Raw genomic sequence first — 24722 nt, 5'->3', positions numbered from 1 at the left:
AAATCTTTTTCTTAGCTGCATTTCGAAGAACACATCCCCTACTCCGCACTGTTTGATGATAGAAAGTTCCAAAAATCTACTATAAACCTTTTATTTCAATGATAGCTTTTTCATTGCTGTCTGATCTACTTCTGCTTCTTCCAATCTACTTTCTATGTGGTATAAGTCTTTTCCTTTTGTCCAAGATAAATAGCCCATCTTTGGGGGAGCATAATTACCATTATTATAGCCAAAAGAGAATAATCGGCATTTGCCTTTGCTTTCTCACCAATTAACTGCTTCCTAATAGTCATTACTACGCTCTCTTGAGCTAAATTAAATTTACCAACAATGTAGTGAAAATTTTTCATATTATATAGCTCTTGTATTCCATTATTTTAAAAGCTTGTAAGACAATCTTTCAAATTTCTCTTCTTATACCAATTCTCATTATTGGCCAGTCAAATAGGAGAGTTGTTTAATTGTGGAGCTGGCAAGAGAAGTAATAAATTTGCACAAAGCACCCTCAAGCAGAGCAATTGTATCGTATATTTTATTGCGCAAAATGTTCTGTTTTATATATAGTCAAAGCCTCTCAACAGCAGGTGAGTATGGAGGTAGGTATATAATGTTGATATTTTTAGGTATCTTTAAATTTTTTGACTTATGCCAACTAGCACAATCCATGATAAGAAATGCCTCCCTTCTCAACAGTATAGGCTGAAACGCGTCAAGTTAAGAGAATACACCCAATATAGCAACCGTTTAAGGTTTATTTGTTATATTTATTTTTTAAGAAATCTTGATCTAAAAAGATAATTTTTTTTTAAAGAGTCTATAAATTACTAATTTTATCGTTTAATGTCTAAAATAATTTTTACCGCTTCTCTTCTTTCTTATGCCACTTTTCCTTAACTTGACGCCTATGGTTTATTTAACACTCCCATAACAGCTGCAGATCTTCTTAATGACAGGGTCGTACCATTTTTTGATGAAACAGATTGCTACGCGTTTTGACTGACCGTGGTACAGAGTATTGTGGCAGACCTATACTATATTTGGGAGTTGAAAATATTAACCATTCTAGAACTAACTCCACAGATCAATGGCATATGTGAAAGGTTTCATAGAAGATGAATGCTACAATATTATCTTCAGGAAGAAAATTTATACCCCTTTGGCAGAACTTCAGCTAGATGTGGATCAATTGGATGCATTCTTACAATAGATCTCGACCACATTCGGGTAAATATTGCTATGCAAACGTTTTTTGATAGCATGCATGTTGCTTTTCAGAAAAATATTAGTAGCATTAAACAAAATGCTGATATTAATTTTCAATTTTTCTGTCAGTTAATTCTTGTCTATTAGACTAAGTCTAAACTATTACACCTCTTATAACTTACCTTTAATCAGCCTAACCCATGCGTGCCAATCCCTCTCACCAAGATTGCTTTCGAAAGACAAAAGATCCTTTACAGCTTTTGAGCAAATTTCTTCACTTGGAATTGACAACTCCCTATTCATTGCTAGCGTCAAGCATTGAGTTTTGCAAGCCTGTTCTAAGTGATATGTGTAAAACATTGCTTCTTGTATAGTCCGACCACATGTTATAGATCCGTGATTGCGCATTAACATCACAAAATTTTCTTTAAAGTCAGCTATTAATCTCTTTCCTTCCGCATCATCAAGTGCAAGGGAATTATAATCATGGTAAGATACCTTATTATAAAAGTGTAGTGCCCACTGACTTGTTGGAAGTAGTCCATCCTTGAGAGAAGAAACTGCTACAATAGAAGGTGTATGCAGGTGAAAAACTGCTTGAATATCTTGCCTTGCTTGATAAATAAAGCCATGGATTACATAGCCAGTTTTATTATATTGATATTCTTTACCTTCGATTATATTTCCATCAAAAGATACTTTCATTAGTGAACTTTCATCCACTTCGTCAAAACGTATACCAAACGGATAAACATAAAATGACTTTTTATCTTCAGAACGTACGGAGAGATGAGTATATGTATGATCATCTAGTTTAAGGTAAGACAAGATCTGATAGGCGTCGACTAGGCCTCTTTTCAACTCACTATTTGTTAACAACATAACCACTGACTAAGATTTTCTAAAGATTTATACATGAAAAAAAGTTTGTTATAAAATAAAAAGTAAGCCTACGTCTAAATACTAAGCACTCTTGCACTATCACTTGTCTTAAGTGATTAGAGTTTATGTTTTTAGATTACATAATATTTTAACTATAAAAATGACTTTTTATGTAACATCTCATATGTTTTAAAGCTTTATTTTTATGTTATTATAAATGTAGGTTTTAACATTAAAAATAATATGGTAAATATTCACATAAAAAACCAGCTAATAAAGTTCTTTATATATATCACTGGTCTTTCAGGAAGTGGTAAACTTTCCACAGCAGTAACATTATCCAGTACGATAAATGCAGTAATTGTAAATAGTCACTTTTATAACAGCACTCAAATTTGCCCAATATACAATGACGCCTTTGAGCATAATCAAACTCCCAAAGAAGTTCAAGATAAAATATATAACACTGTACACGTTATGCTTCGGGCAATAGAAGCCTATCCAATTGACTCAAAAAATTATATATTTATTGATGAGTTAATGAAAAATAATGATTACAACGTAAAAATTTATAACTCAGTAGTAGAGCTTAGTAAAAAAATGGGCACAAAAATCCTTCCTGTAATACTTAGATGTAATCCATTGACATTACAAGAGCGTAATGCATTAAAAAAGCAAAGAAAAAATAGAAAGGTTATTAATATAAATAGTATTAAATTTAGGGTAGAAGATTTATTTGTACCACCGAATGCTATAGAGATAGAAAATTCAAATATGAGCATAAAAGAAGTAGCCGAAGAAGTAATAAGTCATATGTACAGACTTAGCCAAATTGACAGCGTTTACACAAAAGACGACAATTTCATATACTGAGGCTCATTTAAATATAGAGCTTCGACTCCATTTAATTTTTGTTTATTTTCTAGTCTATAACGGACTAATAGTCCTGCATAGCTAGCATCTAACTTCGGTAAACTGCAATCCATATATGTAATGCAGTCCGTTTCAGACTGGAGTTCACTTACTACAGCTGGATTTGATAGCGGTGACAAATTGAAATCAAATAACTGCGTATAAAACCTTTGATCATCTTCAATTATAGCTTTAATATTTTTTTTGCTATTTGCACAAAGCAACGATATTGCATATGCTTGAATCTCCAGCGCACTAACTCCGTATAATGGCTTATTTGCAGCAAGGTTTATACCTTGTGCTGCTGATATACCAACTCTAATTCCAGTGAAACTTCCTGGTCCAACTACTACCACTAAATGATCTATTTTATCATAATTATAATTGTGCTTATCAAACAAAGTATTCAGAATTTGAAAAAATGATTCTGCATGGTTGTTGCTGGCGGAATTGCGCTCTATAAAACAATTACCATCATAATCAACTATTGCTATTGAACTACCAGTACCTACAGTGTCAATCGCTAGAATGGACATTACTTAAGTTTATCATAGAGTTTTGTAAACATCATAGTAAATGCACCATTACCCATAACATTTGCTGAAGTTATTATTGGATCAAACACTATATACAATGCTGTGATTAATGAAAGCATCTCCGGAGAGAATTTAAGATACTTCTCAAGAATAGGTAGCATTACCATAATCCCTCCCGCTGGAACTGCAACGATAGCAAATTTAAATAACAAAAAGTAGAAAAGGAAAGTTACATAGTCTGTTGTGCATAATGAATAACCGGAGGCAGTTATCATTGATAATATTATGATAAAAAAACAATCACCTACTAAATGAAAGCTAGCAGTTATTGGCACAACAGACGATGCTATGTCAGGTTGCTTTACATTTTTTTTGCTTCCTTCAAGAGTAAGCGGCATAGTTGCATTACTAGACATTGTGCTCATTGCAGTAATAAATGCCGGTATCATATTGCTCATGCTAGCTATCCAGCTTGTGATCTTGAATGAATTTGCTGCTCCATATAAGAGAAAAACATAAAGGTAGGTTACAGATGCTATAATAATGAAAATTATTGAGTAATCCTTAAATATTATAGATAAAACCTGATCATGTTGCATTTTTAAAGCAAGCCCAAGTACAAATATTGGAATAATCGGCGTCAAAAATGTCTTCAAAATGAAAAGAGTTAAGTCTGATATTTTGCTCGAGAGCTCTTTGCTTTTCTTGGGTAAAAGTGTGGACACTACTATGCTGGACATAAATCCACAAGCAAGGGCATAAAAATTAGAAAGCAATGCAGGCAGCCTAAACGACCATAAAGGAACAATTGTTTCTTCATACGTTATATCTTGTATTGAATAAGTGTTTTGTATGATAAAATGCCCAACAGAATAAGCTATTAAACTTGAAGCCAGATTCGACAAGAAAATCGTTATAATAAGTAACAATATAAACTTTATAGCCGACTGCTTAAAATTGTTAACACTGCTAAAGATTAATGCAAAAACAATAAAAGGCATTATAAATAGCAAAACCTCTTTTATACTAAGGCTCATTGAATACAAGAAGGCTTTCACTTCCATTGGAACCAAACAACCAAAGAGTGCAACTGAAGTAATAACAGCAAGTAAGATGAATAGTTGTAACATATTCTAATATAGCAATATCCTATGGACATACATATGGTAAATTAGCTGCTAAGTAAAGTAAAACTGCCTAAAATATTTGCATTACTTTCTTCCATCCTTAGTGCTTGAATGAAATCAAAATTATTTTAAATTATAACGTTTCCACAAAGTATATAATTGACATCCACACCTTTGGCTAAGTTCCATTCACGCTTTATTACGTTATACTCCATACCAGCCATGTTTTGCAGCGTAACATTGTTTTCTCTTAGGTAATTTGCAATTTCTGACGGCTTGAGAAATTTGTTCCAGTTATGAGTACCCTTAGGCAGCCAGTTTAATATGTACTCTGCGCCGACTATTGCAAGACAGAAGGATTTAATAGTTCTATTTATTGTCGATATAAAAATTAGCCCTTCTGGCTTCAACAGTGCTATTGCTCTTTTCATGAAAAACTCTAAATTATCGACATGTTCAACCACTTCCATCAACAAAACCACGTCGTACTTCTTGTTATTGCTTAGCTCTTCAATGCTAGTGTGTGTATATTCTATATTTAATCCTACTTTCTTTGCGTGTGACTGTGCTACTTTTATGTTTTCCTCACATACATCTATTCCTGCAACGTCAATGCCAATACGCGCCATTGACTCTGACAAAATGCCACCACCACACCCAACATCAAGTAATGATAGTTCTTTTAAATCGCATTTTTTTAACTCTTTTATTTTCTCAATAATGTATGATACTCTCACAGGATTCATCATGTGCAAAGGCCTGAATTTGCCATTTTCATTCCACCATTCACCTGCTATTTTAGCGAATTTTGATATTTCATCTTCGTTATAAGTTTGTGTTTTTTTTTTCTTACTGATATTGCTAAGCTTATCAAGACGTTTTTTATGCCTGCCTTCTTTTGAAAATTCTGTTTCGAGGAATTTTTTTACTATATCTTTTGCTAATTCACTTGCAGTAAATCCTGCACCAAGACACAGTACATTTGCGTTGCCATGCTCGCGAGCTAATTTTGCGATCTCAACACTACTACATAAAGCGGCGTAGATTCCTTCAAAACGATTTGCTACGGTACTCATACCAAGGCCCGTACCGCAAATTAATATCCCGTAATTTGCTTTTTTATTTGTTATATCTTCTACAATTTTGACAGCATAGTCTGGATAATCTACACTCTTTTGCTCAGCAGTGCAGCCACAATCTACCACTGCATAACCCAGGGTTTCTAGGTAAGACTTTATCTCTGATTTTAATTCATAACCGGCATGGTCCGAGGCAATCGATATTACATCTGACATATAAGAAACTATGACTTCAAGGCATCTAACATGGATAATTTATTTTGGGTTTTTTGTCAAGCAGTCTAGTACTCCTGACCTTTTTAAAGCTTCGAAGCTTGAAATAAATTTCGAGTCAGGACAGCATAAATTCTATATAATTTTTATCCTACCACTACTAATTCGGTAAAATGGATCATATAGATATTATAAAGTCAAAATTATTGTTGTCCGACATAGTAGGCAAAAAAGTCAGGCTAATAAAAAGAGGAGATAGTTTTGTTGGACTCTGCCCATTTCATAACGAAAAAACTCCATCTTTTTCGGTCAGCAATATTAAGGGCTTATATTACTGTTTCGGTTGCTCAGCTCATGGTGATGCGTTTGAATTTATTTCACAAATTGAGGGCTTAAGTTTTAAGGAAGCGTTGGAAAAGTTGGCGTCTGTTGCAGGTGTTGAGTTACCCCAAAACCTCAGCGTTGCTAAAGAAAACGACAAGTTGTTTTCAGCACTGAATTTAGCTGCAAATTGGTTTACACAAAAAAATCAGGGAGTGGTCGATTATCTTAAGCAGCGCAAGATTTTACCTGAAATCATAGATAAATTTAGAATAGGTTATGCGCCAAGCTCTGGTTTGAGAGAATATTTGAACTCTTTCGGTATTGAAGACAAAATTTTAGCTGATATTGGGTTGATAAATAAAAATTTTCGTGATTATTTCTATGATCGACTCATGTTTCCTATACAGAGCATTGCAGGAAAAGTTGTTGGTTTTGGTGGACGTGCGCTGAGTCCTGAGCAACAACCAAAATATTTAAACAGTCCAGAGAGTCAGCTCTTCAAAAAGAGGGAGAATTTATACGGGCTAAACCTTGCCTTAAGCGAAATACGCAAAAAACAACACATATTTGTTGTTGAAGGGTATATGGATGTGATAGCACTACATCAAGCGGGAATTAGCAATACAGTTGCTCCGCTTGGCACTGCAATTTCTGCAGAGCAGATAAAAAATCTTTGGAAATTTGCTAAAGAAATTTCCATCTGTATGGATGGCGATAGTGCCGGACGTCATGCTGCTATCCGAGTTGCAGAACTTGCTCTGCCGATACTGGAGCCTGGATACACATTGAAGTTCGTGACTTTGCCGAGTAATAAAGATCCATACGATATATGTAACGAACTGGCATACAAAAAAGAAGACGTGTTGACTGCTCTTGACCATTCAACAAAACTGCATTCTGAATATTTATGGCATCACATAATCGATAGCAACTTGCAAAATTATGAAAAACTTGCTCCGGAAAAATATTCAATTCTTGAGCACAAGTTCATGGAATATGTAAATACTATTAGCAACAGCAGTATTAGAAGGTATTATAGAGATTATTTTTACAATAAGGCTAGTGAACTAAGAAGTAGCTTCAAAAAACAGATTTTTAATAGTAAAACTAGAGTAACAAAAGGTGAGTATCTTCATAACAAATCTCCAGAATTGATTGAAGCAGAGCAAAATCAGGCTATAATCCTGCGTATAGTAATAGACTTCCCTGAACTTTTAAATCGTCCTATACTTTTCGAGCAATTCTCCCATTTTGAATTTACTAATATAGAAATGAAAAGATTACAACAGTGTATAATTGATGTAACAAATAACGGAAGCGAACTCAGTAAAAAAGTTTTATCACAAAAATTAGAACAACTTAACGTCACAAAGTTTATACTTGAAAAAACTAATGTACTGAGCAGCCAATTAAACGAGAGAAAATCTGCAGAAATTGTATGGAATAACATAGTATTACTCAAAGAATTAAATGTATTACAAAAGGAAAAAATCAAAGCAAGGTTGAGCGGTAATTTAGATTTAGAGGAAAAATTGATAGAGCAAATAAAACAAATAGAAAGTAGTATACAAGAAATGCAAATGGAGTTTATTCACAAGTAAGTTGCTATATTATACGATATGTTTCCCTCTTGTCATTCCAATCTCCTATGATTATTGTCAATAAGAAATTTCATGTTTTGTAAAATTAAAGGGAACGTTCAAAAAAGCATACGAGTCAAGTTAAGAGAATACGCCCAATATAGCAACCATTTAAGGTTTATTTGTTATATTTATTTTTTAAGAAATCTTGATCTAAAATAAGATAATTTTTTTACATCGCCAACCATCTCAATACATTAATGCTCACACTATAATAAAACCTTAGTAAAAAGATTCAACCAAGATCTTTTCGCTTCTGTATTACCTAAAAGAAGATAATTTTACTGTGCTTTGGGCTTTAATCCATTAACGGCATATACATCTGGCTCATCTATCGCCTTCAGTGGCTTGCCAAGTTTGTGCTCTATCTTTATATTACACTCAGAATTATACTCTACTTTTGTATCAAACTTAAAGCCCAATTTCTCGCAGAGCTTTTTCAAATACTCAACAATCTTATTAATAACATCAGCAAGCTTATCGAGCAGACTGTCATCACCAGCTTTGTAATCTTCTAACTCTTTAGGGATTGTAAGCAGCACTTTACCATCTTCATATGTCACATTTCCATCCTTAAATTGCAGTTGAAACTCAATTGAGCTAGATAAATCGCATAGCTCATCTAATGACATACAACCGTCTGTAGAGTAAAGCACTCTCACGTTTTCTGTGCTAGAAAAGCATCTGAGATAATTAGGATCATTGCACTCCATGTGAATACTTATCCTTTCAGAGCAAGATGCAATTAAATCACAAGAGTTTAATGCTTCATTATAGAAGAGTCTAAAAAAGCCAGGATAACCCGCCTGATTATAATTAGTTATCAGCTCCTCAATAATCAAATCATTTGGAACTGTTGCACCAGCGTACTCAAACATTCCTATAAAGACTCTCTTGAGAGATAAACGACTGCTCTCTGCTCCATTTGCGTTTCTTAACAGCCCACTAATAACTTCATTGGTTATTACTCTATCATTAATTATAATATTATCCATTCTGTTAAGATCTTTATATGTCAGATCGCCAGAGTTAACTTCACTCCATCCTCCTGATGTTGTTGTTTGAGCTTTTAAGTAATTATATTCCAGCTCTTTTACTTTAGTTTTTAACGAATTAACTATTTTTTTTGACATATTGTACTACACGTTATTTATATTAATGTTAGCAAATATTGTGTTAATTGTCAATTTTTAGAACTTTTGCCTCCGTCATAAGTTAAAGTTTTGCTTTAAAGAACTTTCTATTTTTAATATAGAAAGTTCTTAATAACTGTTATGCAAGCGATAGCTTTTCCATTGCCATCTGGTCTACTTCTGTTTCTTCCAAATTGCTTTCTGCATAGTATAAATCATTCCCTCTTGTCCAAGATAAATTGCTCATCTGTAAGGGAACATAATTACCATAATTACAGCCAAAAGAGAATAATCGGCACTTACTTACTTCCTCGCCAATTAACTGTTCACTAATAGTCATTACTACGCTTTTTTGAGCTAAATTAAATTTACCAACAATGCAGCCAAAATTTTTCATATTATATAGCGCTTGTATTCCATTGTTTTTAAAGCTTGTAATACAACTTTTTAAATTTTCCTTTTTCCTTTCTACTAGAGCATTTCTATGTTCTTCATTACTCAGGAATACAGAAACCTCTTCATCAAGCTTCGCTTCTGTTACTAAAGATAAGTCTTCTTCAATCTTTTGACACATCACTTTTTGAGTTAATATTTTATCTTTATATAAAGGTAAAATATTAATTACTATATCTGGACTATCTATTGCAATACAATCATTATTTGCACATAACTTTGTAACTTTATATTCATCGTCACTACTGAAATCTTCTATGTCCATTATATCATTATACATTAATTCGTTCCCCTTTTTATCACGAACGAAAATTTGCCGAATATCTCCTAACAAAATTCCCATAGGGATTTCTATATCTCTCCCTATACTAACAGATCGAATACAACCAAATCTTCTTATACTCAAACTATTAATAGCTTCTAAAGAATCAAAGTCTATATATATTCCACCCTCATGTTCCGTAAACTGCTTCAGTAGCGCTAGAGCAATTAATCTAAAAGTATCTATTTCAATGGCAAAATACATTCTTTGCTCTTCTTGCATATTGTACATGTCTCTAAAGAAGTCTTTTATACTAATATCTTTGCCATCTATTTTCCATCCTGTATCTATTTCGCTCCAGTCATATTGGTGTAAATCTACAACATGAACTCCTTCAATTCCTTCCAGTTCACGGTTTAAACTATCTATTTGATTTTCTTCGAACCCAGGACTGTTGATAACCAAATATATGTCCCGCTCCTCTTTATTTGTTAATTTATGATTTTTAATTATTTCTAAATAATTCAGGGTACTATTTTTACCATCTGGTAAAGATGCACCACGTACTCTTGGCACCCATGTTAGTATTATTGGTGCTTCATTTGATAATTCTTTTATATTGTTAGCCATAATTTTACCTTACTATATTAATAATATAGTGGATTTTTTAATAAAGTGCAAATCAATATACCTGTTGGTTAGCTGAAGTTCTTGATCAATAGTTTCGCTTCCGTATTATTCAATGAATCACTGTAGGTGACTGCTTTCAGGTAAAACTTTTTCCCCCTTTGCACTTCAAAAGATATTATTGAATCATCAAGTAAAATAAATTTTTCACCTGCAGTGTGTTCATGTTTCTTAGTGCCTTCTTGCCCTCTAATAAGGCTACTAAGCTGATATTTATTCTTATCTATAAGCTTGGCACTTTCGAACTTTATTACCTCTTTGCCAACTAGTGCTAACACAGTTGGACTAATGACATTCAGCTCACCAAAGCGTAATACCACTACAATTTCGTCATTGGTAGATTCCATTACATGTCCGTAAGTAGATTGTTTGTTTGCGCTTGCGATAGGCTTATAATCTTTATCATTGCACGAAATAAAGAGCGTTGCTCCTTTCCAATTCTCTTCTTCGCCAATTAAAGTAAAATTTGCGATATCGTCTTTAACATACGGTAAATATATCATTTCTATGATAGTTTTACTAATATGAGAAGGAGGATATTCTTTGAGCATAAGTGATCTTGTTGAAGGAAAAGAGAGCTTGTATATAGAGCTGTCGTAACCAACAGCAATGATTTGAATAGCCATGCTTTCAAATTTCGTCTTTACAATTCTTACCGTATATTTTTTCTCACCGTCTAAAATCATTATCAAGTCGCTTGGCGCAAGCCACGCATATTTTATCGGCAACTTAAAGTTGTATATATTTCTCTCTTGCCATGAAGAATAAAGTAAAACTTCAGCTATATTTTGTGCCTCCCCCTCCTCCATAATGAGCGGTATTTCAACCGTTGCAGCATTGCCCTGCCTTGGCAGCTCAGCATATTTAACATCAATTGGATAACCAAAGTTGCGATTAAAATAAACGATGTTAATCCTATTGTTTAAATCTAATTGACTAAGCTGTATCAGCCTGGGATTGTGATTGAAAACAGTTTCTTCAACTGATATCTCAGTTGTAACTCCCCTGCCCTTTTGAATAAATTTTAGTTTAGAATTCTGTTCAACAACATCAAAAAAATAGCAACTTTGTAGCATTTTAATAATTGAACGTACAGGTTGTTGATCGTTTATTACATACCCAGACAACAATCCTTTGACATCACTTGTATCAAACTGATCGCTTTTTAAGCCTGCCTTTTGCAATAGATCAGACAAAATATCGGAAATATTAAGCTGTGAAATTTTTCCCTCAGTCCAATGCCCGGTCTGCCAGTTATGGCAGTCAGCCCACACATCACACAAGTTGGGAAAATATGGAAATGGCCTTGCATCCCATGCCCAGAGAAACATTTTCTCCACCATTTCTGAATCTCGCCACTTTTTTAGTGTGCCTTCAATTGCAATTTTTTGTGAAAGAAAGCTCACCTCTCCGTTTGAATATCGTGGATATTTGCTCTCTATGCTGCCTTTATCAACAAATACGTTTGGCTCATTAGTGCAACCATTCATACTGGGGAATCCATACTCAGTAAACCATATTTTTTTCATCTTTGGTTGCCATTTTGTTTTACTGCCATCTGGGTTTACATGAGCTTCACTCCACCATTTTTCTATGTTTTTCCATGCGTATCTGCTGTCATTATACTTTGTTTTCTCAGGTTCATTCTTTGAGTAATCATAGAAATAGTCATACCCCACTCCACTGCTCCAACCATCGATTACATCTTCCGCAGAATAGCCAAAAGGAGGCTCTTCGCCATCGGTAAGTGGAAAATAAGCATCGATGCCAACAACGTCGATGAATTCCGAAGACCAAAGTTCATCCATATTATACCAACCATCATATGAATGATACTCGCTCCAATCGGCAGCGTAAGTTACAGTTACTTCTTTCCCAAGCTGAAGTTTTATTCGCTTTGCAAGTTTGACCAGCTCTGCCACTGCAGAATAATTACCTTGAGCATCTTTTACTTTTGTAAGCTGAGCAAACTCAGAACCAATGATAAACCCTTCTACTTTAGTCCTTTTGGCAATGATCGCATAATGTTCTATGAATTTATTGTACTGATTCTCAAAAAAATCACTTATATCTTCAGGGGGTCCGCTCAAATTTCCTCGCCACTCTTTGTTTTCTGTGTCAAGCAAAGGCATTGGGTAGAGCATTACCTTATAACCTCTGCTATGCAGCTCTTCTATATATCTTATTAGCGCTGCATCACTAACTGTGCCGCCATATCTTGGATTGCCATTGTCATCCCTTGAAATAAGCTGCGCATTACCTCTGGTAATATTTCCCACTTGCCAATCATCAGGCACTATCGCAGAATCATCTTGAAATTCAACTGCAGGATATATTTTACAATCTTTGATATTTAAACTACTTGCAAACCAATTAACCACTACCGATGCCCATTCAACATTCGGCAAACCTTCTTTCAATTGATCCAAAGAAAGCATTGCATCGCTCTTTTTCGTGTGATTATTGTGATTTACTCTTTGTGCAAGTCCGTATGGAATATATTGGCTACTGCTTATTTTTTCTCGCGCAATTTTCTTCTGTATTTTCGTATCATACACAAATTCACCTGAACCTGGTATGATATTGATATTCGCAATATTTTCCGCCACTGAAAACCCACTGGGCTTCAGTGCAGTTTGCACTTCAAATGTAAAAACTGGAACACGATTGTTATAGTCTGCTAGAGGAAAATTTTTGATTACTATGTAAGATATCCCTCTGTAGGCTGGTATATCATCTTCGATTGATGACATAAACGGATCAGGGTTTTGGTCTTCTTTGCCGTGGTAAAAAGTATAATCTATTTCATCAAAACTAAGCGATTTTGTATTCGCCCAGATTCGATTTAATTTTTCTACTCCCCCTTTACAGATTGCAATTGCAAGCGTTGCATAGTAGTTGTACGCAACATTTATACCCCTTCCAACTTTGGTGGTTATTGATTCTTCTTTGATTGGCTGTGACCAAATAATGTTCCCTGCAACACGAGAAGTACCATAGATAATTGGAATTGCTTTGCCGTAGGTTGAGGTTTGGACTTGCAGATTCTTTAGTCTCGCCCCATGTGTCACCTTTTGTTCGACATCAAGACCAAATATTGCATTACCCAGCTGTGCACCAAGCAGAGCACCGAGTTCTGAGCCGACAATCTGGCCAATTGGACCAAAAATACTGCCCGCTTTACTTAAAATTGATGATAAAATTATTGTAGACATAATATTCTCCTTTTTGATAGATTGTTTTGAATTTTTGAAAGAAGATCCCAGACTGGGATGAAATTGGGACCTACTATATAGTAGTGTCATGCGACTGGTATCCAGGAAAAAAAGGATGTCATCCGAGTAGCCCTTTTCCTGTCATCCCAGTGCGTGACACTGGGATCCATTGTTCTTTATTTCTGGATTCCAGCGTCACGCACTGGAATGACATGATTCGAATTGTGTCACTTGCATGGCGTCATCCCAGACTGTGTAGTAATTCTCTTTATTCCCCGATTTGCCGCTTACTTTCTCGAGAAGATACATCACTCAATAAAGAGCTTACTGATGAACTTCTAGATAAGCTTCCAGATGATAGACTTATATCCTTGTTTTTAGTTTTTCCGTTACTATGTTTCTTATCTAGCTCATCTTTTATGTTATGCTCCTTTTTGAAATCTTTACAGAAAGTGCGAAAATATTTTATTTTGCCTTCCTTTTCTGTAGTTTCGTTTATTTTATTGATTAAGCAAATCAGATTTGCCATTGCGAATCCCTTACTAGCCTGTACAAGAATTTTCATATCTCTATCTTTTAATTTTTCGAGCCATTCTTGTAATATTTTTTGACGCGTATCGTCTTTATCCAGCCCAGGAACCTCAATACACTCCAAACGACCACCCCTAATAAGCGCAGGATCTAAATGATTCTTATGATTAGTTGCAGCAACTACCGTTATATTTTTTGAGGATAAAAACTCTCGATCCAATTTAGTGAGTAAATGAGTTAAAGGTCCTGCATTTTCAATGGAAGTGCGCTTTTTGCTAATGCCGTCAATCTCATCTATAAAAATTATACACGGACTGTTTGCCTCTGCTTTCTCAAAAACCTGATCTATATTTGATTGATTAGACAAGCAAGATGCAGAAACAGACATAAACGCAAACAGAGATTTAGTTTGATTTGCAATTGCCTTACTAATACTAGTCTTACCAGTTCCTGGTGGACCGTACAAGAGATATCCTCTGCCTTGTAACTTATAAATCCCTTTCAATTTTTCTTTTATGTCATTTGGCAATATAATATCACTAAATGTTGTATTCCACCCTCTTTCTTCACCTTTTGCATAAAATTCCATACTCAACTTTTCTTCTACTTCATCTATTGCAGTACTATTAATTAACTGTGCAGAAAGGTCACCAACCACTTTTTCTAACCCCTCCACTTTATCTTTCGTTACAAAACTATCTGAAATTCTCTCGACTTTTTTTTCTAGATCACTAAGCTTCTTTTTATTTTCTTTAGCCTCTTCATTCTCTAATTCTTCTTTAATTGGAGTTAGCTTATTTTCTTCTTTATTTGACTCTTTATTTAGCTCTTTGACTTCAGCTTTCGAGTTTTCTTGAGATTTTTTACTTTGTTTAATCATTTTATATGAAAACACAATTACTACTGCAGAAAGCGCAAATAAAATAAAAATAACAGGGGGAGCTATATTTAAAGCTGCAACTGAAGATAAAAATGCAACGTAAGGAGCTACAGCAAAAACTCCAGATGTAATTAATATAAGAGAAGCAATAGCACCAGCTATAAGAAAAGGCATATTAGTTCTACTAAACATATTCTAGCTTATAATTTATAAACAATAGATTTAAAGAGTACAAGCTTTTTATAGTAAAGTAAGACTAACTAAAGAGATAACTCAAGGTGTCCTTAATCAATCTATAATTGAGGTATTATGCGGTATTAAGAGATATCAGATGGTATGTACGACGTTGTATTTTGAATTCAGTGTTCTTTTTTCCTTCATCCCAGTGTCACGCACTGGGATGACAAAAAAAGCACCCTGGAATGACAGATATTATAATAAGAAACTCAATAACTTAAAATAGATAATTGAAGCTTTGAATTAAGAAAAATACATCACTAAATTATGTAGATATAGTTATTATAAGCAACACTGAAAAAGTGCGGAAGTGAAAATTTACAAAAGAGCATTATGTATATACACTTCTTGTAGATCTACATTTTGCCACTCTCCTAAGCTTTGCCGCCCTTCCATTACGTTTTGTCGCTCTTTTATTTCTTTTATCTCAGCATTAAGTTTCGATATTGCATATTTAGCGTAACCAGATGCTAATGCTGTTGTTACAAACGTAGCTATTGCTGTCGCAACAGATGTTAATGTACTTTCCACTGTCTCGGTTACCAAAAGCGTCGCTGATACAACACTCCCTAACACTACAACTGAACTGCTAACAATTATACTATCTCCAACTACCTTACTTTTCAAAAACCATTTTATATCCTCTACCGTGTCTTCCTGATGATTTATAATGGCATAATAGAAAGGAGTCTTCTGCTGCTCATCTTTTTCATAAACATTTGCACCTTGAGCTAATAGAGCATTTACTATCTCTACATAGCCATTTGTAGCAGCATAATGTAAAGGAGTTCTCTGCAAACTATCTTTTTCATGAACACTTGCGCCTTTCACTAATAGAGCATCTACTGTCTCTACACAGTTATTTACAGTAGCATAATGCAAAGGAGTACAAATATTTCCATCTTTTACATTAACATCCGCACCTCTTTTTAGTAGAACATGTATTACCTCTACGAGGTCATACACAGTAGCATAATGCAAGGGAGTCTGACCATTGCTATCTTTTACATTCATATCTGCACCTTTATTTAGTAGAACATTTACTGCATCTACAAATCCATTACGAACGGCATGATGCAAAGCAGTCCCCTTATTTTCATCTTCTACATTAACATCCGCACCTTTTTCTAGTAGAGCATTTACCACATCTATGAAGTTATATATAGTAGCATAATGCAAAGGAGTCTTACCACTTCTATCTTTTACATTAATATCTGCACCTCTATTTAGTAGAGCATTTACTGCACCTACACATCTACTACAAACGGCATGATGCAAAGCAGTCTCCTTATTTTCATCTTCTACATTAACGTCCGCATGCCTATCTAATAAAACATTCACTAAATCCTTATAGCCAGCTGCAGCAGCTACAATTAACAATGTAAATTCGGCATCAGGATCACTTTGAGTAAATATGTGATTTATACTAAAATTTTTATTTTCCCACTCTTGATACGTGTTTGCATCTTCCCTTTGTAATACTTCTTTTATTTTATTAATTACGTTATCTTTATTTACACTTGCATCCTTATCAATTGCACTTAATATTTTTCTAAAATTTTTAAAGTTCATTGTTACCTCCTATAACCTTATGACGCAGTTACTACACAATTACACACAAAAGTAAATATATTTTTAGGAGTTATTGAGAAAAGATTATAACCAAACTATAGGATAATGTGCAAAGCCCAGTAATTTGCAGTAAATAATTGATGTATTTAATTGAGAGAAATATGTGATGTAACTATAGTCATTATAAACAACAATAGAAAAACATGGAAGTAAAAAATTTATGTTGACCTTGTAATACTAATTCTGTAATATAATATTAGAAATAAAAACGGTAGTGAAAATGAAATTTGAGCTTTCAAAAAAAAATAGTGAAAGAGTCTTATCTGGTGTAAAATGGATTACTAATGCTGGCCAAAACTATCTTACATCACTGAATGGTAAATCAACTAGTTCTGGAAAAAAGTTAATCAATGCTTTTTTGCTTATTCCAGTCATTGTACCAACTGCTATAACAGCATTACTTTTTGGTTTGATTATGCTCTTTTTGAATGCTGTTAATACTCAAGGAAACGATTCTAAATTATCTAAAGTAGCAAAAGGCGTAGCTAGAATCTTAATCTGTACAGCTGCAGCAGCGATTTTAATTCCATGCATTATATTAAATCTAATAACTTCACTGATACCACTTCTTATTTTTCGAGCTATCAATAAAGATATATTTAGTCAAAAAGACATAGAAAAAGGTGAAGCTCAAACAGTAAATAAAATTGAGATAAATAGTGGCGAAAAATACAATACGTGTGTTAAAGAAGCAGTTAATAAGCTAGGGCAACAGGATCAACCACTAATGAGAAGTGATAATCAACCAAATATAGAAGTAATATCTCGAGTAGTGGAAGGTAAGCAAGCTATAGACCAGACTATCACGGCAAAAAACATAAACAATAATGGTATACGAGATGGTAAAGCAATGATACGAACAGTTGGAAATGACTGTAGTGTAAGCATGCAAGGAATCATGATTGGAGATCTTTGTGATCAACAAAAAAGTTTTGCTACTGGTTTCAAACTTCAATGCGATCTTCTTCCAAAAAATGGTTTAGATTTGCAATTTGGCATGAGCATGCGTACAGAAAATACTCAACAAGAAGCAAAACAAGCACTAATGCAAAGTGACTCATACGCACTTTGCTCTCTGGCAATCATGGAATATTGTCTATAGAGCATCCTGGTAGCTCACAACACAAGTAGTAATTTTTCCCGATTTGAGAATTATTGTCTGTGGTGCAACTATATGAACGCGTTGTAGTACAGACATTGTGTAAGTGAAACCAGTGTCAGCTACTTGAGAGGATACCAATTTAAAAAGGAAAACTTACAGAAATTAACTCAAGCTTTTAATAAAAAAATGCATCTATAGCAATTATGAGAAAGAATGAGAAAGCACGGGGATAAAAATTTTGTTGAAAAACAAAGGAAAATATAGTACAATAGCAGCATTAATATTAACTTAAACTAATTATGCCAGCAGTGGTAAATACACCAGATAACGTACAAAGACCGTCAAAATTAAAAAAAGCAAGAGATATTTTACTAGCTCCTGTGAGGTGGCTTGTCATCGGTTTAGCTATAGCATTACTTATAGCATTTACTGTTCTTGTCCTAGTATTGATTCTAAAGCTATATTCTCTTGCAGGAGGCAAAATGCCAGGATGGTTAGGGCAAAGGGCTGAAGCATTTATGGAGGCAGCACGTATTCCACAAACAACACATGATACTGATGTAAATAATGCAATCAGTATCAACATTCAAAAGCTAAGAGAAAACTATGGTGAGCTTGATGTTGAAGATGGATTTACACAAGAAATAGAAAATTTTATCAATGAGCTAGAGTGTATAGCAAATGGAGCGCAGAAAGCTGCAGATAAAGACCAACTTACAGAAGATGAGAAAAAACATGCACTTGAGTGTTTGAAGCGTATAAAGAATAACTCCGACCTAAATAGTGGAAGCAAGTTAACATTGAAGCAAGTTTTAAGTTTGGTCTGGAGAGCTTGTAATGATGAAAATAAAAAAAGTGCTGATCGTAATATAAATATTAATATCCGCATATTACAGAGAAAGTATCAACTGGTTAAACATTTAGTAGAATCGCAAACAGAATACGGAGTGCGTGGTGGAAATGCATGTTTTACTGGCACCTTCAATAGCATTGTCTCTTCCTTGTACACTTTTGAAGAGTTTAACTTCTTGCAAAAAGCGAATAAGGATACTATAAAGCAGGAATTCGAAAATGAGTTGCAAAAAAAGGGAGAAGAACTATTTAATCAGCTTTCCAATGACAAAGAAAAAAAAGAAGTTGCAGAAGCTTTAAGTAATCCTTCTACAAATTTCTTTATTAGCTTTATAGAATCATTTAAAAACCACTCTGCGCGTGCAGTTTTAGGCGATAAAGAATATAATGAATTAGTTAAAACTCATCTTAGTAATCTTCAGTACAACGAAACAATATCACGCTTTACCTAAGGTGATTATTTCACCAGCGGCAAAGTGATACCATGTTGGTTCATATATTTTCCCTTCATATCATCATATGATTTCTCGCACTCACCTTCGCCGCTTAAAAACACAAATTGGCATGCACCTTCATTAGCGTAAATTTTTGCAGGAAGTGGAGTAGTGTTTGAGAATTCAAGTGTGACGTGACCTTCCCATCCAGGTTCTAAAGGTGTGACGTTTACTATAATACCACATCTTGCATAAGTTGATTTACCAACACAAATTACCAGTATATTCCTTGGTATACGAAAATATTCCACTGTGCTGGCAAGTACAAAACTATTTGGTGGAATTATACATACATCTGTTTCCTTATCTATGAAACTATTCTCAGAAAAATTCTTGGGATCTACAACAGCTGAATTAACATTAGTAAAAACCTTAAACTTATTATCTACTCTCGCATCATATCCATAAGACGATAATCCGAAAGATACGACACCCTTACTGCTTTTATGATTCACAAAAGGCTCTATCATTCCAGAGTTTTCAGCTTTGTCCCTTATCCATTTATCTGGCATAACTGCCATAATTTTTCCTTAAAGTTTTGTAATACTTACAATAATATGAAATAAAATTTAAATGTAAACTGTGTTACTTGACTGTAATGAGAAATGTTAATAAATTTACTAAATAGAAAAAAGGCAAAAGAATCCCCATGTAGTGAGTTTGACCCTATAATAATTTAAACTGGCGCTGTAATAATGTGCTAACGCTTAAAATAAGCGCGATTTGGCTGAATGTAGAAAAAATAAAAAAGACATGCAGCCGCTATAATTTTATGTAATCCGCCAATAAGTACCCTAAGTTTTTTACTGAATTTTTGTTGTTGAGCCTGCAGGTCAAAAACAAGTATAAATACCCTTAAGGTTAAGGTAATCGTCATAGAGAGGTTTGTCAAGACCTAAATGACTCTCAGTAAAAATCACATGCAAGATGTTCGCTTTAATTTTTCCTACTAAGTAATAATAAGCTACCTATACAAAAATAAATTGGCAATATTTCAAGTCTGCCAAGTAGCATTAAAAATGATAGAAACAGTTTTACTCCGCCACTAAAGGAGGAATAATTACCTGAAGGACCTATTAGGTTACTGAATCCTGGACCAGAGTTTGTAAGCATTGCAGAAACTGAGCTAATACTAGTTACAAAGTCCGCATTGCTTAAGTAAGACATCACTATTGACGATACAGTGAACGTTAATATGTAAATTGCAAAAAACGTAAAGACAGATTGAACTTCATCATTCTTCAGGATTTTACCATTGAATTTTACTCTATCATTTGCACCTGGATTGAATAAAGAGCTAAAGTAATTCCTTATAGACCTTAGAAAAATGATCAAACGGAAGATTTTGATTCCACCACTGGCAGAACCACTACACCCACCAATAAAGGTTAGAAAAAAAGCTAAGACTGAAATAAAGCTCCAATCCAAGTAGTTGCACATTACATAGCCAGTTGATGTGATAAAAGAGGTAATAGTAAATGTGCTGTACCTAAATGATAAAAATGCTCCTAAGTTAAAATTTTTATATAACCAAAAATAAGCAAACAAAGATGAGATAATCAATATCTTAATAAAGCAAGAGACCTGTTCATCATGGTAAACGTCTAATTGTCTTATAATTTTTAAATAGCTAAGAAAAGGTAGAGAACCCAAAATCATAAAAATGATTGTTATGACTTCTAACATAGAGTTATTGTAGTGACCTATAGAATCGTTATAGTTAGCAAATCCACCAGTTGATACAGCGGACATTCCGTGACATATTGCGTCAAATAATGGCATACCAGCTAGATAATAGGAAAATATGCACAATAAAATTAAGCCATAATATATTTCTGCAATATGTATCACTACGCTTCGCGTATGTGGCAACCTTCTTTTGATAGCATCTGAATATTCAGAATAGAGTAAATTATTTAAGCTCAAAACCTTAAATATGGGAAAAGCTGCAATTCCTATAGTAATTACTCCAAATCCTCCTATACCATGCAGCATTGCTCTCCATAGCAATATTCCCGGAGATTGTTGTTCAATGTCACTGAGCACAGTTGCTCCTGTGGTTGTAATCCCAGATACTGCTTCAAATAGTGCATCGATGTAGCTTAGACTATCAAGATAGAATGGAATAGCTGCAAATAGAGATAATGCAATCCAGGTACAACTGGTAATCGCAAAAATTGCTGGCATTCCATGTAACTTATTTAGTTTACCCAGTAAAATAAAAATTGCACTAAATGTGCAGGTAACTATAAATCCAACCAGAAAATTTTTCCATTCGTAACCTAGATAATTATTAGTAATAGCAGGAATAAGCATTGCTAAGCCAAACAACAATAGGAAAATTCCCACAATAAACGCAATTGAACGTAAAGTTTGCAGATTTTCCATAGGTAGCACCGCGAAAGCTATATGTTATTTAAATTTCAACCGCTTTGCTAATTTTTTCTTTTGACTTAATATGCGTATCTACAGTAACTAAATTTATAGCTCTTTTCATAATAGTCCGAAAAGCTTATAGAAAAGCAGAATCAACAGCATGACGAAAAGATGTGATATAGAGGGATGTTTTTCCTAGCTCTGTTTTTTATAGCAAACCAACAATGCTCAATTTTGTTAAAATCGGGAGAATAAGGCGGTAGATATAAAATTTCTGCACCAACTCCTTTAGCAAGTTCAGTAATCTTATTAGACTTATGAAAAGTAGCATTATCAAAGTTTGTCCAGATCGGTGTCAAAAACTGCTCAAACCATTTATTAACATATTACAGTGGCCTTCAAATGTTAACGGAACAACTACCTTTCTTCCATTTAAGGCTGCAATCATACTGATTCGTTGAGTTTTCTTAGAACATGTTAAGAATCTCGGATAGATGAGGTAGAATAGGCATAGATTAAAAATGAGGTATATCTATGCAAAACAAGCGATGTAAGTAGAGAACAATTTGAAAAGATCAGGACGATTCTGGAGAGTAGCAGGAAGAAAATAAAACCAAGAAAGCTTGATTTATATGAAGTATTTTGTGGAGTGTTATACGTCCTAAAAAGCTCCTGCCAGTGGAGAATGCTGCCAACCAAGATGGGAAAATACATATTACTATTTTCAAATCTGGAACAAGAAAAATGGAGAAGAACCAAGTTTACTCGAACTGGTCTTAAAAAAAATTAGTTGGAGAGAACAATGGTCGGAAAGAGAAAACAAGCTTCTGTATAATTGATTCCCAAAGTGTTAAAAACACAGATACCGCTGAAAAGAAAGGATATGATGCTGGTAAAAAGATTTCTGGTATAAAACGTCATATAGCAGTTGATACTCAAGATTTACCACACGCAATTCATCTGACAACTGCAGAAGCAACTGATCGTAGCAGTGCTGTGAAAATGGTCGAGAACGCTAAAGAAAACCTCTCGGCAGTTACAAATATACTTGTTGATGCCGGCTATACAGGAGAAAATTTTGCAACTCAAATAAAAGCTACCATTGGTGCAACTGTTGAGGTAATAAAGCGAAGTGAATTACATTTTTTTGTTGTATTGCCAAAGAGATGGGTTGTTGAACGCTCTTTTGCTTGGTTGGAAAAGTGCAGACGATTGTGGAAAAATTGCGAACGTAAACTCAACACCAGCTTGCAAATGGTCGTTCTTGCTTTCACTGCTTTACTCCTCAAAAGATTTTAAACAGGTTCTTAGAGCAATTTATTATGGAATAAAGCATAATAATTCTGTTATGTGCAACATCGGCGTAATTTTTTTTATGATTAATCTATATACTAGGTTTTTTGAATATTTTAATTTTAGCAATACTCATTTTTCTGTGCTTTTTTCGATCTTAGGTGTAAGCTTATGGATTATAGTTATAAAAGCTGAAAAAATCTTCAATATCAGCTTAATTTATAACGAAAATCAAGCGGCAAAAGAGAGTTTACGAAATTTTCTTATAGATCAGCTTTGTAAATAGCCTAAAAAAGTTATTAGTGGTTACCTCTGCTACTTCATCCGGTGACTCATTCCACAGCTCTGCCAAACAACTCACAACATATTTTACCATTGCCGGTTCATTTTTTTTTCCTCTATAAGGCTCAGGTGACAGGTAAGGTGCATCAGTTTCAACTAAAACACGCTCACGTGGTACATTTTGTGCAATTTCTCTGAGTAAGCTCGCATTTTTAAAAGTAATAATTCCAGAAAATGAGATGTACAATTCTAAATCCATAGCTTTATAAGCAAGCTCTTTAGAGGAAGCAAAGCAGTGCATTACTCCATTAAAAGCGTCATTCTTCATCTCTGAATTTAACATATCAATCATCTCACTATCAGCACTTCTAGTGTGAATAACTAAAGGTAATCCTGTTACTCTTGCCGCTTCTATGTGTGATGCAAAACTTTTCTTTTGATTGCTTTTGTTATCAGATTTATAAAAATCTAATCCGGTTTCACCGATACTAATTACCTTTTGATCCTTAGTAAACTCCATCAATTCATCAACATGTATACACTCACCTTTTTCCACAGTAGCATCAAGCGGATGTATACCAACAGAGTAGTAGATTTGATCATAGGATGAAGAGATCTTTAATAACTTAGGAATATCATCAACGCTTATGCATATGTTATGCAAAATTCTCACACCATTTTGTTCTGCCCTTGAAATTACTTTCGGTATTTCATCATCAGAAAAATAAAGTAGATGACAATGAGAATCAACTATCATAAATAGATCCTTTTATGATAGAAGAAAACTCTTCTATCACTGTTTTATAAACTTCTTTTTTGAACGGTATGGCACTGGCTACCAAATCATCCACATTTTGCCAACGCCACTCCTTGAACTCTGGATGATCAGTATAGTTAATATTAATATCCTTATCCTCTCCATAAAATTTCATTAAGAACCACCTTTGCTTTTGGCCAGAATATCTCCCATTCCAGCATGTTGGTATAATTTCCTCAGGTAAGTTGTAGTGTATCCACTCTTTATTTTTAGTCACAACTTCTACTTTATCAGTACCAACTTCCTCCAATAGCTCACGTAGTGCTGCCTGCTTTAGCTCTTCACCATCGTCAATTCCCCCTTGTGGCATCTGCCAATAAGAGTCACTGTCAAAGCGTTTTCCAATAAAAACATTCCCCTGTTTATTAAATAGCATTATGCCAACACAAGGGCGATACTTTTTCTCTTGCCTAATCACAAATACTCTCTGTTACTAAATTATTTATCATAGAAGCTCCAACTACTTTATATACCATTTATTCTTTCAACAATTTTTTCTGCAACTTCCTTTCATTTGTAAATATATAATGCTTTATGGTATTTTTCCAATATTGCTAACA

Annotated in this window: 18 protein-coding genes and 4 pseudogenes; 6 read left to right on the top strand and 16 right to left on the bottom strand. The window is 34.1% G+C overall.

Features of this window, described 5'->3' with window-relative positions; genetic code table 11:
- Positions 1 to 152: 152 nt before the first annotated feature.
- The gene (locus wVul_RS00175; protein WP_047758679.1) at positions 153 to 350 is read right to left on the bottom strand and encodes a hypothetical protein; all 198 of its coding nucleotides are present in this window, start codon (positions 348 to 350) and stop codon (positions 153 to 155) included.
- A 79-nt stretch (positions 351 to 429) separates the two neighbouring features.
- Positions 430 to 684, bottom strand: a pseudogene (locus wVul_RS09595) (transposase); the annotation flags it as partial.
- A gap of 234 nt (positions 685 to 918) precedes the next feature.
- Here wVul_RS09595 and wVul_RS00165 point away from each other — a divergent pair.
- Positions 919 to 1350: pseudogene (locus wVul_RS00165) on the top strand (integrase core domain-containing protein); the annotation flags it as partial.
- Between the two features lie 24 nt (positions 1351 to 1374).
- Here the strand turns inward: wVul_RS00165 and wVul_RS00160 are convergent.
- The gene (locus wVul_RS00160) at positions 1375 to 2085 is read right to left on the bottom strand and encodes a class II aldolase/adducin family protein (protein ID WP_047758677.1); all 711 of its coding nucleotides are present in this window, start codon (positions 2083 to 2085) and stop codon (positions 1375 to 1377) included.
- A 243-nt stretch (positions 2086 to 2328) separates the two neighbouring features.
- On the opposite strand from wVul_RS00160, the gene wVul_RS00155 reads away from it, so the two are divergent.
- Positions 2329 to 2958: an adenylate kinase family protein gene (locus tag wVul_RS00155; protein WP_047758676.1), complete on the top strand. Its 630-nt coding sequence runs from the start codon at positions 2329 to 2331 to the stop codon at positions 2956 to 2958.
- On the opposite strand, the gene tsaB is transcribed toward wVul_RS00155, so the two are convergent.
- The 3 genes from tsaB to ubiG all read right to left on the bottom strand — a co-directional run bounded on the left by tsaB (position 2928) and on the right by ubiG (position 5955).
- The gene (gene tsaB, locus wVul_RS00150; RefSeq protein ID WP_047758675.1) at positions 2928 to 3533 is read right to left on the bottom strand and encodes a tRNA (adenosine(37)-N6)-threonylcarbamoyltransferase complex dimerization subunit type 1 TsaB; all 606 of its coding nucleotides are present in this window, start codon (positions 3531 to 3533) and stop codon (positions 2928 to 2930) included. The genes wVul_RS00155 and tsaB overlap by 31 nt on opposite strands.
- A complete protein-coding gene (locus wVul_RS00145; RefSeq protein WP_047758674.1) occupies positions 3533 to 4663 on the bottom strand; it encodes a cation:dicarboxylate symporter family transporter in 1131 nt (376 codons plus the stop codon). The genes tsaB and wVul_RS00145 overlap by 1 nt, the downstream gene beginning before the upstream one ends.
- A 125-nt stretch (positions 4664 to 4788) precedes the next feature.
- Positions 4789 to 5955 (bottom strand): bifunctional 2-polyprenyl-6-hydroxyphenol methylase/3-demethylubiquinol 3-O-methyltransferase UbiG, encoded by a 1167-nt coding sequence (gene ubiG / locus wVul_RS00140; protein ID WP_047758673.1) that lies wholly within the window; start codon positions 5953 to 5955, stop codon positions 4789 to 4791.
- Positions 5956 to 6125: 170 nt separating this feature from the next.
- On the opposite strand from ubiG, the gene dnaG reads away from it, so the two are divergent.
- Positions 6126 to 7877 carry a DNA primase gene (gene dnaG, locus wVul_RS00135; protein ID WP_047758672.1) on the top strand — a complete coding sequence of 584 codons (1752 nt, stop codon included), beginning with the start codon at positions 6126 to 6128 and terminating at the stop codon, positions 7875 to 7877.
- Positions 7878 to 8197: 320 nt separating this feature from the next.
- Here the strand turns inward: dnaG and wVul_RS00130 are convergent, their stop codons facing one another.
- The 5 genes from wVul_RS00130 to wVul_RS00110 all read right to left on the bottom strand — a co-directional run bounded on the left by wVul_RS00130 (position 8198) and on the right by wVul_RS00110 (position 16886).
- Positions 8198 to 9049 carry a hypothetical protein gene (locus tag wVul_RS00130; protein WP_047758671.1) on the bottom strand — a complete coding sequence of 284 codons (852 nt, stop codon included), beginning with the start codon at positions 9047 to 9049 and terminating at the stop codon, positions 8198 to 8200.
- A gap of 139 nt (positions 9050 to 9188) precedes the next feature.
- The gene (locus wVul_RS00125; protein WP_047758670.1) at positions 9189 to 10394 is read right to left on the bottom strand and encodes a hypothetical protein; all 1206 of its coding nucleotides are present in this window, start codon (positions 10392 to 10394) and stop codon (positions 9189 to 9191) included.
- A gap of 68 nt (positions 10395 to 10462) precedes the next feature.
- Positions 10463 to 13666 carry a glycoside hydrolase/phage tail family protein gene (locus wVul_RS00120; protein ID WP_047758669.1) on the bottom strand — a complete coding sequence of 1068 codons (3204 nt, stop codon included), beginning with the start codon at positions 13664 to 13666 and terminating at the stop codon, positions 10463 to 10465.
- Between the two features lie 268 nt (positions 13667 to 13934).
- A complete protein-coding gene (locus wVul_RS00115; RefSeq protein WP_047758668.1) occupies positions 13935 to 15269 on the bottom strand; it encodes an ATP-binding protein in 1335 nt (444 codons plus the stop codon).
- A 363-nt stretch (positions 15270 to 15632) separates the two neighbouring features.
- Positions 15633 to 16886: an ankyrin repeat domain-containing protein gene (locus tag wVul_RS00110; RefSeq protein WP_047758667.1), complete on the bottom strand. Its 1254-nt coding sequence runs from the start codon at positions 16884 to 16886 to the stop codon at positions 15633 to 15635.
- Between the two features lie 280 nt (positions 16887 to 17166).
- Between wVul_RS00110 and wVul_RS00105 the strand changes: the two genes are divergently transcribed.
- Together wVul_RS00105 and wVul_RS00100 are read left to right on the top strand one after the other, a co-directional pair.
- Positions 17167 to 18048, top strand: coding sequence for a hypothetical protein (locus wVul_RS00105; protein ID WP_047758666.1), 882 nt, complete (start codon positions 17167 to 17169; stop codon positions 18046 to 18048).
- Positions 18049 to 18347: 299 nt separating this feature from the next.
- Entirely contained in the window at positions 18348 to 19352 is a 1005-nt protein-coding gene (locus wVul_RS00100) for a hypothetical protein (RefSeq protein WP_047758665.1), read from the top strand.
- Between the two features lie 5 nt (positions 19353 to 19357).
- On the opposite strand, the gene dcd is transcribed toward wVul_RS00100, so the two are convergent.
- From dcd to wVul_RS07960, 3 genes and pseudogenes are all read right to left on the bottom strand, one after another.
- Positions 19358 to 19915 carry a dCTP deaminase gene (gene dcd / locus wVul_RS00095; RefSeq protein ID WP_047758664.1) on the bottom strand — a complete coding sequence of 186 codons (558 nt, stop codon included), beginning with the start codon at positions 19913 to 19915 and terminating at the stop codon, positions 19358 to 19360.
- A gap of 415 nt (positions 19916 to 20330) precedes the next feature.
- Positions 20331 to 21782, bottom strand: a complete 1452-nt coding sequence (locus wVul_RS00090; RefSeq protein WP_047758663.1) for a TrkH family potassium uptake protein — start codon at positions 21780 to 21782, stop codon at positions 20331 to 20333.
- 124 nt (positions 21783 to 21906) lie between these two features.
- Positions 21907 to 22251: pseudogene (locus wVul_RS07960) on the bottom strand (transposase); the annotation flags it as partial.
- A 33-nt stretch (positions 22252 to 22284) separates the two neighbouring features.
- On the opposite strand from wVul_RS07960, the pseudogene wVul_RS07955 reads away from it, so the two are divergent.
- Positions 22285 to 23069 (top strand): annotated as a pseudogene (locus tag wVul_RS07955) (IS5 family transposase).
- Positions 23070 to 23313: 244 nt separating this feature from the next.
- Here the strand turns inward: wVul_RS07955 and wVul_RS00080 are convergent.
- Entirely contained in the window at positions 23314 to 24102 is a 789-nt protein-coding gene (locus tag wVul_RS00080; protein WP_047758661.1) for a TatD family hydrolase, read from the bottom strand.
- On the bottom strand, positions 24092 to 24580 hold the full coding sequence (locus wVul_RS00075) for an RNA pyrophosphohydrolase (RefSeq protein WP_047758660.1): 489 nt from the start codon (positions 24578 to 24580) through the stop codon (positions 24092 to 24094). The genes wVul_RS00080 and wVul_RS00075 overlap by 11 nt, the downstream gene beginning before the upstream one ends.
- Between the last annotated feature and the right edge of the window lie 142 nt (positions 24581 to 24722).

It is taken from the genome of Wolbachia endosymbiont of Armadillidium vulgare str. wVulC (genome assembly GCF_001027565.1).
In the GTDB taxonomy this organism is placed as follows: domain Bacteria; phylum Pseudomonadota; class Alphaproteobacteria; order Rickettsiales; family Anaplasmataceae; genus Wolbachia.
The sequence above is the reverse complement of the archived record's forward strand: the minus strand, read 5'-3'. Positions and strand labels throughout refer to the sequence as shown.

Excerpts from the sequence above, each read along its gene's own strand:
- wVul_RS00175 (WP_047758679.1), bottom strand. The coding sequence starts at position 350 with ATGAAAAATTTTCACTACATTGTTGGTAAATTTAATTTAGCTCAAGAG.
- wVul_RS00160 (WP_047758677.1), bottom strand. The coding sequence starts at position 2,085 with ATGTTGTTAACAAATAGTGAGTTGAAAAGAGGCCTAGTCGACGCCTAT.
- wVul_RS00155 (WP_047758676.1), top strand. The coding sequence starts at position 2,329 with ATGGTAAATATTCACATAAAAAACCAGCTAATAAAGTTCTTTATATAT.
- tsaB (WP_047758675.1), bottom strand. The coding sequence starts at position 3,533 with ATGTCCATTCTAGCGATTGACACTGTAGGTACTGGTAGTTCAATAGCA.
- wVul_RS00145 (WP_047758674.1), bottom strand. The coding sequence starts at position 4,663 with ATGTTACAACTATTCATCTTACTTGCTGTTATTACTTCAGTTGCACTC.
- ubiG (WP_047758673.1), bottom strand. The coding sequence starts at position 5,955 with ATGTCAGATGTAATATCGATTGCCTCGGACCATGCCGGTTATGAATTA.
- dnaG (WP_047758672.1), top strand. The coding sequence starts at position 6,126 with ATGGATCATATAGATATTATAAAGTCAAAATTATTGTTGTCCGACATA.
- wVul_RS00130 (WP_047758671.1), bottom strand. The coding sequence starts at position 9,049 with ATGTCAAAAAAAATAGTTAATTCGTTAAAAACTAAAGTAAAAGAGCTG.
- wVul_RS00125 (WP_047758670.1), bottom strand. The coding sequence starts at position 10,394 with ATGGCTAACAATATAAAAGAATTATCAAATGAAGCACCAATAATACTA.
- wVul_RS00120 (WP_047758669.1), bottom strand. The coding sequence starts at position 13,666 with ATGTCTACAATAATTTTATCATCAATTTTAAGTAAAGCGGGCAGTATT.
- wVul_RS00115 (WP_047758668.1), bottom strand. The coding sequence starts at position 15,269 with ATGTTTAGTAGAACTAATATGCCTTTTCTTATAGCTGGTGCTATTGCT.
- wVul_RS00110 (WP_047758667.1), bottom strand. The coding sequence starts at position 16,886 with ATGAACTTTAAAAATTTTAGAAAAATATTAAGTGCAATTGATAAGGAT.
- wVul_RS00105 (WP_047758666.1), top strand. The coding sequence starts at position 17,167 with ATGAAATTTGAGCTTTCAAAAAAAAATAGTGAAAGAGTCTTATCTGGT.
- wVul_RS00100 (WP_047758665.1), top strand. The coding sequence starts at position 18,348 with ATGCCAGCAGTGGTAAATACACCAGATAACGTACAAAGACCGTCAAAA.
- dcd (WP_047758664.1), bottom strand. The coding sequence starts at position 19,915 with ATGGCAGTTATGCCAGATAAATGGATAAGGGACAAAGCTGAAAACTCT.
- wVul_RS00090 (WP_047758663.1), bottom strand. The coding sequence starts at position 21,782 with ATGGAAAATCTGCAAACTTTACGTTCAATTGCGTTTATTGTGGGAATT.
- wVul_RS00080 (WP_047758661.1), bottom strand. The coding sequence starts at position 24,102 with ATGATAGTTGATTCTCATTGTCATCTACTTTATTTTTCTGATGATGAA.